The 10,693-nt window shown below is 74.8% G+C and carries 8 protein-coding genes; 7 read left to right on the top strand and 1 reads right to left on the bottom strand.

Annotated features, from left to right (window positions below; genetic code table 11):
• Window positions 1-3: 3 nt before the first annotated feature.
• Genes ACZ7LK_RS09455 through ACZ7LK_RS09425 form a run of 7 tightly spaced genes read left to right on the top strand, consistent with a single transcriptional unit; the run spans window position 4 to window position 9,150 of the window.
• Complete coding sequence (locus ACZ7LK_RS09455; RefSeq protein ID WP_471139311.1) at window positions 4-888, top strand: ATP-binding protein; 885 nt, start codon at window positions 4-6, stop codon at window positions 886-888.
• Window positions 889-894: 6 nt separating this feature from the next.
• Entirely contained in the window at window positions 895-2,214 is a 1,320-nt protein-coding gene (locus tag ACZ7LK_RS09450; RefSeq protein ID WP_392272045.1) for a PP2C family protein-serine/threonine phosphatase, read from the top strand.
• Between the two features lie 23 nt (window positions 2,215-2,237).
• Window positions 2,238-3,008 carry a MinD/ParA family ATP-binding protein gene (locus tag ACZ7LK_RS09445; RefSeq protein ID WP_392272046.1) on the top strand — a complete coding sequence of 257 codons (771 nt, stop codon included), beginning with the start codon at window positions 2,238-2,240 and terminating at the stop codon, window positions 3,006-3,008.
• Between the two features lie 49 nt (window positions 3,009-3,057).
• A complete protein-coding gene (locus ACZ7LK_RS09440; protein WP_471139580.1) occupies window positions 3,058-5,220 on the top strand; it encodes an alpha-1,4-glucan--maltose-1-phosphate maltosyltransferase in 2,163 nt (720 codons plus the stop codon).
• Window positions 5,217-7,406: a 1,4-alpha-glucan branching protein GlgB gene (glgB, locus tag ACZ7LK_RS09435; protein ID WP_392272047.1), complete on the top strand. Its 2,190-nt coding sequence runs from the start codon at window positions 5,217-5,219 to the stop codon at window positions 7,404-7,406. Before ACZ7LK_RS09440 ends, glgB begins: the two co-directional genes overlap by 4 nt.
• Before the next feature lie 27 nt (window positions 7,407-7,433).
• Window positions 7,434-7,919: a cation:proton antiporter regulatory subunit gene (locus ACZ7LK_RS09430; RefSeq protein ID WP_392272048.1), complete on the top strand. Its 486-nt coding sequence runs from the start codon at window positions 7,434-7,436 to the stop codon at window positions 7,917-7,919.
• A 4-nt stretch (window positions 7,920-7,923) separates the two neighbouring features.
• Window positions 7,924-9,150 carry a cation:proton antiporter gene (locus ACZ7LK_RS09425; RefSeq protein ID WP_392272049.1) on the top strand — a complete coding sequence of 409 codons (1,227 nt, stop codon included), beginning with the start codon at window positions 7,924-7,926 and terminating at the stop codon, window positions 9,148-9,150.
• A gap of 104 nt (window positions 9,151-9,254) precedes the next feature.
• On the opposite strand, the gene ACZ7LK_RS09420 is transcribed toward ACZ7LK_RS09425, so the two are convergent.
• Window positions 9,255-10,634, bottom strand: coding sequence for an FAD-binding oxidoreductase (locus ACZ7LK_RS09420; RefSeq protein WP_471139305.1), 1,380 nt, complete (start codon window positions 10,632-10,634; stop codon window positions 9,255-9,257).
• Between the last annotated feature and the right edge of the window lie 59 nt (window positions 10,635-10,693).

The following is a 10,693-nucleotide window of genomic DNA, read 5'->3' as shown; positions in this document are numbered from 1 at the left end:
GACATGGCGCTCGACTCCGCTGCCGCGTCACCGGCCGGCGGGTCCGCCCCGTCCGGTCCGGGCGCGCCGGCCACCGCCGGTACGCGCGTGACCGCGGCCGCCGCGCCCGCGCCCCCGGTCGCCGCCGCGTCCCCGGTCGCCGCCGTGGGCGCCGGGGCCGCCGCGGGCTGCGCGCCGGCCACCTGCGCCCCGGCCGCCCCGAGTGGCTCGCGCGCCTCGTCCGGCTCGGGCGCCACGTCCGGCTCGCGCGCCTCGTCCGGCTCGGGCGGCTCGTCCGGCTCCGGCTCGTCCGGCTCCGGCCGCGCGCCGGTCCCGGCGCCGGCACCCGGGTCGGGCGGACCGGCGGACGGCGCCGACCGCGCGGGCACGCGCGGCACGCGCGCCACCCACGGCACCCACGCCACGCCCGGCGGCGCGAAGGGCGCGGCACCCGGGCCGTGGGGCGCCGGGGCGCCGGACGCGCTGCGCATCCCGGCGCGGCTGGCCTGCCTGGACCGGGTGGCCGAGTTCGTGCTGGGGCTCGGGGCGCGGGCCGGGCTGCCGGAGAGCTCCCTGTACCGGCTGCGGCTGGCCGCCGACGAGCTGGCGACCAACATCGTGATGCACGGCTACCGGGGCGCCACCGGCGAGATCTCCGTCGACGGCGGCATCGACCCGGACCAGGTGTGGGTGCGCTTCGAGGACGACGCCCCGGCCTTCGACCCGCGCCAGGGCATGCGCGCCCCGGCGCTCGACGTACCGCTGGCGGAGCGGCAGATCGGCGGCCTCGGGGTCTTCCTCGCCTTCACCGCGGTGGACTCCTTCGAGTACGAGCTGGTGGCGGGCCGCAACGTGAGCACGCTCGTGATGCGCCGCCCGGCCACGGCCGCCGGCCCCCGGACGGGATGAGGTGACATGCTCCAGACCAATGTGCTGCTGCTGGACGAGCACCGCAGCGCCCCGCCGGAGCTGCTGAAGGCCCTGGACAGCGTGGGCGCCGTGGTGCGCATCCGGACCCCCGCCGACGTCCTGGTCGTGGGGCACGGCCAACTGCCGGCCACCGAGGTCCTGCTGGCGTACGCAGGCCTGTCGCCGCACACCGTCCGCGCGGTGGCCCGCCGCCTGGACGACGAGGGCCAGCGGCCCACCGTGGTGGCGTTCGCCGAGCACGACCTGCACCTGCTGGGCAGCCACGTCCACGCCGGGTCGGACTACCTGGTGCCGCCGTTCTACCCCGACCTCGTACGGGCCCGGCTGCGCGACTGCCACGAGCGGGCGAACTTCACCCGGACCATGGAGGACGTCACCGCCCGTGCCGAACTGCTCAGCTACGAGCGGGAGCTGGAGATCGGGCGGGAGATCCAGATGGGTTTCCTGCCCGAGTCGCTGCCCAACCCCGACGGCTGGGAGATCCACGTCCGCTTCCGGCCCGCCCGGACCGTCGCCGGCGACTTCTACGACGTGTTCGAGCTGGTCAACAACCGCCGCCTCGCCCTGGTCGTGGCCGACGTCTGCGACAAGGGCGTCGGCGCCGCGCTGTTCATGGCGCTCATCCGCAGCCTGCTGCGGCACACCGCCGAGCAGAGCGGGCTGCAGAGCCTGATCGCCGCCGACCTGCTGGGCGAGGACACCGGCTGGCGGGAGCAGAGCCGGGCCATCCCGGTGGTCGGCGCGACCCCGCTGCTCAACGCCGTGGTGGGCACCAACAACTACCTGACCAGGAACCACATCCGGCAGGGCTACTTCGCCACCATGTTCTTCGGCGTCCTGGACCCGCTCACCGGCAACCTCGTCTACATCAACGGCGGCCACAACCCGCCGGTGCTGGTGAGCGGCGAGGGCAAGGACCCGGTACTGCTGGAGCCGACCGGACCGGCCGTCGGGGTCATCCCCGACGGCACCTTCTCCCTGGGGTACGCGCAGATCGGCCCGGGCGACACCCTCTTCGTCTACACGGACGGGGTGACCGAGGCGCGTTCGATGTCGGGCCGGTTCTTCGGCGACGAGCGGTTGCTGGCCGAGCTGGCCCGGGCGGCGGTGCGCGGAGAGGAGCTGCTGGACCACATGGACGGCGTGCTCAGCGAGTTCGTCGGCCCCTCCGAGCAGTCGGACGACATCACCATGATGGCCGTCCACCGGCGCCTGCCCGAGGAGGACCGGAGGGACCGGCGGGCCGGCGGGGCGCGCGAAGTACGGGAAACACAGGACGACCAGGACGACCAGGACGACCACTAGACCGAATCCACCGGATGGGATCCATGTCGCAGATCATCACCGTGCACTCCTACCGCGGGGGCACGGGGAAGTCCAGTACGGCCGCGAACCTCGCGCTGCTCCTGGCCTCGGGGGGCCGCCGGGTCGCGCTCGTGGACACGGACATCCAGACGCCCGCCCTGGACCTGATGTTCGGTGACACCGTGCCGCCCGCCGCCCGCCGCTCGCTCGCCGACTACCTGGTCGGCCACTGCGAGATCGAGGACGCCGCCTACCCCTGCCGGGCGGACACCGGCCACGACGGCGTCTTCCTGGTGCCCGCCCGCAGCGGGGCGGCCGGCATCAACGAGATCATGGGGCGCGGCTACGACGTGGGCCTGCTGCGGGAGGGCTTCGACCGGCTGATCGACCTGCTGGCCCTCGACGTGCTGCTCCTGGACACCCACGCCGGGTTCAACAACGAGACGGTGACGGCGATGGCCAGCTCCGACGCGCTGGTGATCGTCACCCGGGCGGACCGGCTGGACCTCGCGGGCGCCGCCGAGACGATGGCGCTGGCGGGCCGGCTCGGGTGCGTACGGGTGAGCGTGGCCCTCAGCATGGTCCCGGACGGCGTGGTGCACGAGCGGATGCGCCGGGAGGTCGAGTCCGCGTACGCCACCCGGATCACGGCCGTCCTGCCGTACGCCCCGGAGATGGCGTCCCTCGCCGGTGAGCGGCTCTTCAGCCCGGCGTACCCGCACCACCCGCTGGTCGCCGGCTACCGCCGGATCATCTCCGCCGTGAGCAACGGCACCACCGCGATACGCCGGTGACACCGGCGCCCTTCCAGCGACTGCACCCCGGGTGCGAGGAGGCATGACGATGCACGGCAGGACCAGAGAGCGCGACGCCACGCCGAAGGGCGCGGCCCGGCCCGCCGGTGCCGGCGCTCCCCGGAGCGTGGCCGGCGCGGCCGGTCCCGCGCGCCGGGCGGGCGGCCCCGAGGCGACCCGGGCGACCCCGCCCCGGACCTTCGCGCCCACCGTCGGGCGGATCCCGGTGGTGGACGTGCGGCCCTGTGTGGACGGGGGGCGGCGCCCCGCCCGTGCCGTGCCGGGCGAGGTGTTCGAGGTGAGCGCGACCGTGTTCCGCGAGGGGCACGAGGCGGTGGCCGCCAACGTGGTGCTGACCGGTCCGGACGGGGAGACCGGCCCGTGGACGCCCATGCGGCCGACCGCGCCCGGCACCGACCGGTACGCGGCGCCGGTGTCGGCGGACCGGGAGGGTGACTGGACGTACCGGGTGGAGGCCTGGACCGACCCGGTGGCGACCTGGCGCCACACCGCGGAGGTGAAGGTCCCGGCGGGGATCGACGTGGAACTGGTCCTGGCCGAGGGGGCCGTCCTGCTGGAGCGGGCCGCGGAGGCGTTCCCGGCCGCCGAGGCGGGCGTGCTGACGGAGGCGGCCGCCCGTCTGCGGGACACCTCCCGGCCCGTGGCGCAACGGCACGCCGCGGCCCTCGCCCCCGTGGTGACCGGCCTGCTGGCGGCCCGCCCGCTGCGGGAGCTGGTGACCCCGTCGGGCGAGCTGCCGCTGCGGGTGGACCGCCAACGCGCCCTGTTCGGCTCGTGGTACGAGTTCTTCCCGCGCTCCGAGGGCGCGGTCGTGCCCACGGAGCCGGGCCCCGGCGGGCAGCCGGAGCCGCCCCGCTCGGGCACGTTCCGCACGGCGGCGCACCGGCTGGACGCGGTGGCGGCGATGGGCTTCGACGTGGTGTACCTGCCGCCCGTCCACCCGATCGGCACCTCCCACCGCAAGGGCGCCAACAACACGCTCACGCCGGGGCCCCACGACCCGGGCTCCCCGTGGGCGATCGGCTCGGCCGACGGCGGCCACGACGCGGTCCACCCGGACCTGGGCACGCTCGACGACTTCGACGCCTTCGTGGGCCGGGCCCGCGAGCTGGGCCTGGAGGTCGCGCTGGACTTCGCCCTCCAGTGTTCCCCCGACCACCCGTGGGTGAAGGAGCACCCCGAGTGGTTCCGGCACCGGGTCGACGGCTCGATCGCGTACGCCGAGAACCCGCCCAAGAAGTACCAGGACATCTACCCGATCGACTTCGACACCGACCCCGAGGGGCTGCACGCGGAGTGCCTGCGGATCCTGCGCCACTGGATGGCGCACGGGGTGCGGATCTTCCGGGTCGACAACCCGCACACCAAGCCGGTGGCGTTCTGGGAGCGGCTGATCGAGGCGGTCCACGCCACCGACCCCGACGTGCTGTTCCTGGCCGAGGCCTTCACCCGCCCGGCGATGCTGCACGCCCTGGCGCGGGTCGGGTTCCACCAGTCGTACACGTACTTCACCTGGCGCAATTCCAAGGACGAGGTCGAGTCGTACCTGTCCGAACTGGCGGGGCTGGACGGCCAGGAGAGCGCCGCCTATCTGCGCCCCAACCTGTTCGTGAACACCCCGGACATCCTGCACGCCTACCTCCAGTACGGCGGCCGGCCCGCCTTCGAGGTGCGGGCCGTCCTCGCCGCCACGGCGTCCCCCTCGTGGGGCGTCTACGCGGGGTTCGAGCTGTGCGAGAACGTGGCCGCCGGGCCCGGCAGCGAGGAGTACCTGGACTCGGAGAAGTACCAGTACCGGCCCCGTGACTGGGCCGCCGAGGAGGCCGCGGGCACCACCCTGACGCCCCTGCTGCGCACCCTCAACGAGGTGCGCCGCGCCCACCCGGCCCTCCGGCAGCTCCGCAACCTGCGCCTGCACCGCGCCGAGGACGACGCGGTGGTCTGCTTCTCCAAACGGCACGGGGACGACTGGGTGCTCGTGGTGCTCAACCTCGACCCGCACGGGGTCCGGGAGACGACCGTCTCGCTGGACCTGCCCGCCCTGGGCCTGGAGCGGACCGAGACCTTCACCGTCCGCGACGCCCTCTCCGACGACGGCGCCACCTACACCTGGGGCCGCACCAACTACGTACGCCTCGACCCGCGCCGGCAGGTCGCGCACGTCTTCACGGACGGGGACAGCACACCGTGACCAGGGACCTGACCACCACCACCCCACTGGCCGCCACCGACCTCAGGCGGCTGACCACCGGCGAGGTCAGCGACCCGCACGCCCTGCTCGGACCGCATCCCGGCCCGGCCGGCGTGACGGTGCGCGTGCTGCGCCCGCTGGCCGACCGGGTCACGCTCACCACACCGGCCGGCGAGCCGCTGGCCGAGCTGCGCCACGAGGACGGCGGCGTCTTCTCCGGGGTGGTCCCCGGGGCGGACGTCCCCGACTACCGGGTCGCCGCGGTGTACGGCGACGAGGTCCACAGCTACGACGACCCCTACCGCTACCTGCCCACGCTCGGCGAGCTCGACCTGCACCTGATCCGGGAGGGCCGGCACGAGCAGTTGTGGCGGGTCCTCGGGGCGAACGTCCGGGAGCACGACTCCGGCCACGGGCCGGTCCCCGGCACCGCCTTCGCGGTGTGGGCGCCCGACGCCCGCGCCGTCCGTCTGGTCGGCGACCTCAACCACTGGGACGGCGCCGCCCATCCGCTCCGGTCGCTGGGCGCGAGCGGGGTGTGGGAGCTGTTCGTCCCGGGGGCGGAGCCGGGCTGCCGCTACAAGTACGAGATCCTCACGCCCGACGGCCGCTGGATACAGAAGGCCGACCCGCTCGCCTCGTCGGCCGAACCGGCGCCCGGCACCGCGTCGGTGGTGCACGCCTCCGCGTACCGCTGGAACGACGGCGACTGGATGCGCCGGCGCGGGGAGCGGGACGCCACCGAGGCGCCGATGAGCGTGTACGAGATGCACCTGCCCTCCTGGCGGCCCGGCCTCGGCTACCGGGAGCTGGCGCGCGAACTCCCCGCGTACCTCAAGGGGCTGGGCTTCAGCCACGTGGAGTTCCTGCCGCCCGCGGAGCACCCCTTCGGCGGCTCCTGGGGCTACCAGGTGACCTCCTACTACGCGCCCATGGCGAAGCTCGGCACCCCGGACGACTTCCGGTACCTGGTGGACCGGCTGCACCAGGCGGGCATCGGGGTGATCGTGGACTGGGTGCCGGCCCACTTCCCGAAGGACGACTGGGCGCTCGCCCGGTTCGACGGCACCCCGCTGTACGAGCACCCCGATCCGCGCCGGGGCGAGCACCCCGACTGGGGGACCCTCGTCTTCGACTACGGGCGCACGGAGGTGCGCAACTTCCTGGTCGCGAACGCCGTGTACTGGTGCGAGGAGTTCCATGTCGACGGGGTGCGGGTGGACGCCGTGGCCTCCATGCTCTACCTGGACTACTCGCGCCGGGACGGCGAGTGGCTGCCCAACGCCTACGGCGGGCGCGAGCACCTGGAGGCGGTGGAGTTCCTCCAGGAGATGAACGCCACCGTGCACCGCCGCTGCCCCGGTGTGGTGACCATCGCGGAGGAGTCCACGGCCTGGGACGGCGTGACCCGCTCCACGGACCACGGCGGGCTGGGCTTCGACCTCAAGTGGAACATGGGCTGGATGCACGACTCGCTGGCCTACATGGCCCACGACCCGGTGCACCGCCAGTACCACCACCACGCGATGACGTTCGCGATGATGTACGCGTACGCCGAGAACCACCTGCTGCCGATCAGCCACGACGAGGTGGTGCACGGCAAGGGGTCGCTGCTCGGCAAGATGCCCGGCGACCCCTGGCAGCGGTTCGCCAACCTGCGGGCCTACCTGGCCTGGATGTGGGCCTTCCCGGGCAAGCACCTGCTGTTCATGGGGCAGGAGTTCGCCCAGGAGGGCGAGTGGTCCCACGACCGGGGACCGGAGTGGTCGCTGACGGGGCACGCCCCGCACGCGGGCGTCCGCGACCTGGTGCGCGACCTCAACCGGCACTACCTCGCGGACCCGGCGCTGTGGAGCCGGGACTGCCGGCCCGAGGGCTTCCGCTGGATCGACGCCGACGCGGCCCAGGACAACGTGTACTCGTTCGTGCGGTACGGCGGACCGGGCGGACCGCTGGTGTGCGTCTACAACTTCCAGCCCGCCGCGCGCCCCGGCTTCCGGGTCGGTCTGCCGTCGGCGGGCGACTGGACCGAGGTGCTGAACACCGACGCGGCGGCCTACGGCGGCAGCGGTGCGACGAACCCCGGGCCGGTCCGGGCCGGGGAGGTGCCCTGGCAGGGGCTGCCCGCGAGCGCGGAGCTCACCCTGCCGCCGCTGGGTGCCGTCTGGCTCCGCCCGCACCGCTGACTACGACTGAGAGGGAGGCGACCCGCCATGCCCGCACCGCGACTGAGGACCACCCCGCTGCCCGGGATCGGCGTGCAGTACGAGCTCACGACCCGCCGGCACGACACCCTGTCGGTCGTCGCCCACCGCGACGGCACCCGCACGCTCAACGTCCACCACGACGACGACCCCGACTCGTGCGGTCTGTCCATGCGGCTGACCGGAGCGGAGGCGCTCACCCTGACCGAGGCGCTGCTGCCCGGCCACAACAACCCGAACCTGCTGCACACCAGTGACTTCGGGCTGCTGGCGGAACGGGTCACGGTCACCGGCGACTCGTACTGGAACGGGCGGCAGCTCGGCGAGACGCGGATGCGGACGGCGACCGGCGCGTCGATCGTCGCCGTGATGCGGCGGGCGCACCCCATCCCGTCGCCGGGGCCGGAGTTCCGGCTGCGCGGTGGGGACACGGTCATCGTCGTCGGGACGCGCGAGGGCGTCGACGCGGCGCACGCGATCCTCGAACGGAAGTGATGCCGTGCATTCCGCCGTCTTCCTGATCGAGTTCGGTGCGGTCGTGCTGGCCCTGGGCCTGCTCGGCCGCTTCGCCGCGCGGGTGCGCTTCTCCCCCATCCCGCTGTACCTGCTGGCCGGGCTGGTCTTCGGGCACGGCGGGATCGTCCCGCTGGGCGGCAGTGAGGAGTTCATCGAGATCGGCGCCGAGATCGGGGTCGTCCTGCTGCTGCTGATGCTGGGGCTGGAGTACACGGCCGGTGACCTGGTGGGCCATCTGCGGACGCACGCCCCGGCGGGTGCCGTGGACTTCGTGCTCAACGCCGTGCCGGGGGCGGCCGCCGCGCTGCTGCTGGGCTGGGGCCCGGTGGCGGCGGTGGTGCTGGCCGGGGTGACGTGGGTGTCGTCGTCCGGGGTGATCGCCAAGGTGCTGGGCGACCTGGGGCGGATCGGCAACCGCGAGACGCCGGCCATCCTGAGCGTGCTGGTCCTGGAGGACCTGGCGATGGCGGTGTACCTGCCGATCCTGACGACGCTGCTCGCCGGCGCCGGCTGGGCGGCCGGCGGGGTCACGCTGGCCATCGCGCTGGGCGCGGTCGGGGTGGTGCTGGTCGTCGCCGTGCGGTACGGGCGGCACATCTCGCGGTTCATCTCCAGCGACGACCCGGAGAAGCTGCTGCTGGTGGTCCTCGGCCTGACGCTGCTGGTGTCCGGGTTCGCCCAGGAACTCCAGGTGTCGGCGGCGGTCGGCGCGTTCCTGGTGGGCATCGCGCTGTCCGGCGAGGTGGCGGAGAACACCCACCACCTGCTGATGCCGCTGCGGGACCTGTTCGCCGCGGTGTTCTTCGTCTTCTTCGGGCTCAGTACGGACCCGGCGACGATCCCGCCCGTGCTGGCGCCCGCGCTGGTGCTGGCGCTGCTGACGGCCCTGACGAAGATCGGTACGGGGTACTGGGCGGCCAAGCGCGCGGGCATCGGCGAGCGCGGGCGGTGGCGGGCCGGCGGCGCCCTGGTGGCGCGGGGCGAGTTCTCCATCGTGATCGCGGGGCTCGCGGTCGCGGCGGGCGTGGAACCGGCGCTGGGGCCGCTGGCGACGGCGTATGTCCTGCTGCTGGTCGTCTTCGGGCCGGTGGCGGCGCGGTTCACCGAGCCGGTGGCGCTGTGGGTGACGGCCCGGCGCGGCCGGGGGCGGGGCGTGGCGGCGGCCCCGGTGGCGGGCGCCGAGCCCGAGCCGGTCCCGGTGCCGGACTGAGGGCCGCCGGTACCCGCTCGTCGGGCCGCCGCCCGTGCGGGGAGGCCGCCGCCCCGGCTGTCCGCCGGGGCGGCGGCCTCGTCGTGGGGCCGGGCGGCGGGCCGTCAGGGGTGACGGGCCGGGGCGAGGGCCGGTACGGCGCTGAACACGCCGTCGGGGTCGTAGCGGCGCTTGACGTCCAGCAGCCGGGCGGCGTTGGGGCCGAAGCCGAGCAGGGCGCGGTCGCGTTCGTCCGCGCCGAGGAGGTTGGGGTAGCCGCCCGGCAGCGCGTGCCCGGCGAGCTCGGCGGACACCCCGCGGGCCCACTCGCGGTGGGCGACGTCGGCGGCCGTGTCGCCCTCCGGCACCCACGACCCGGCGATCTCGACCAGGAGGTGGTCCCGGCGCAGCGCGAACGGCGTGGCGTCGGCGGGGACGCGGGCGGCGGCGCCGTGGAAGTGGTGCAGGAAGATCCCGGAGTACGGGGACGTCATCCGGGCGGCCGCCGAGACGAGCAGGTCCGTGGTGGTGTCGGTGAGCCCGGGCAGCCAGCGGGTGCGCATCTCGTTGTGCCGGCCGTCGACGATCGTGTCGTCGAACAGGCCGAGGACGTCCTGGTAGGCCATGGGGGCGAGCCCGTTGAACACCGGTGTGCCGAGCCGGGCGAGCGCGCCGGTGACCTCCTCGCCCCGCGCCGGGTCGCCGCTCCACAGGGGCAGCAGGAAGAGCACCGGGGAGCCGTCCGGGCCGGTGAAGAAGCCCGCCATCACGGTCAGTCCGTCCGGTGCGCCGGCCAGCACCTCGCGGTGGGCGCGCAGCACGGACGCGGCCTGGTCCAGGGGGAACAGCAGCAGGCCGGACACCACGGTGGTGCCGGGGTGGACGCGGAGGCGCAGCCGGGTGGTGACGCCGAAGTTGCCGCCGCCGCCGCGCAGCGCCCAGTACAGGTCGGGGTGCTCCTCGGCGTCCGCGGTGACCTCGGTGCCGTCGGCGAGGACGACGTGCGCGCCGAGCAGGTTGTCGGCGGCCAGGCCGTGGCTGCCGGTGAGCAGCCCGTACCCGCCGCCCAGGGTGAGCCCGGCCACGCCCACGGCCTTGACCGTGCCGAGCACGGCCCGCGCGCCGTGCCGGTGGGCCGCGGTGACCAGGCCCCCGGCCCGGACGCCGCCCTGGACCTCGGCGGTGCCGACGGCCGCGTCCACGGTGATGGCGTCGAGCGCCCGGAGGTCCACGACGACGCCGCCGTCGCACAGTGCCCGGCCGGCCCAGTCGTGGCCGCCGCCGCGCACCGACAGGGGCAGGCCGTGCGCCCGGGCCACACGGACGGCGGTGGCCACGTCCCGTTCGTCGGCGCAGCGGACGAGGGCGGCGGGCCGCCGGTCCACGGCGCCGTTCCAGATCCGCCGGGCGCCGTCGTAGGCGGCGTCGCCGGGGAGGTGGACGGCGCCGCGGATCACCGTCCGCAGTTCCCGGCCGGGTGCGGTGCTGAGCGAAGTGGATCTCATGGATGTGCCCCTTCGGTCGGTGTGGCGGCAGAGCGAAGGGCGCCCGGGCAGGCCGGGCG

Source organism: Streptomyces sp. NPDC039423, from assembly GCF_055598725.1.
This window is presented reverse-complemented; position numbering and strand designations above follow the sequence as displayed.

Coding starts and splice junctions, on each gene's coding strand:
- ACZ7LK_RS09455 (WP_471139311.1), top strand. CDS start 4: ATGGCGCTCGACTCCGCTGCCGCGTCACCGGCCGGCGGGTCCGCCCCG.
- ACZ7LK_RS09450 (WP_392272045.1), top strand. CDS start 895: ATGCTCCAGACCAATGTGCTGCTGCTGGACGAGCACCGCAGCGCCCCG.
- ACZ7LK_RS09445 (WP_392272046.1), top strand. CDS start 2,238: ATGTCGCAGATCATCACCGTGCACTCCTACCGCGGGGGCACGGGGAAG.
- ACZ7LK_RS09440 (WP_471139580.1), top strand. CDS start 3,058: ATGCACGGCAGGACCAGAGAGCGCGACGCCACGCCGAAGGGCGCGGCC.
- ACZ7LK_RS09430 (WP_392272048.1), top strand. CDS start 7,434: ATGCCCGCACCGCGACTGAGGACCACCCCGCTGCCCGGGATCGGCGTG.
- ACZ7LK_RS09420 (WP_471139305.1), bottom strand. CDS start 10,634: ATGAGATCCACTTCGCTCAGCACCGCACCCGGCCGGGAACTGCGGACG.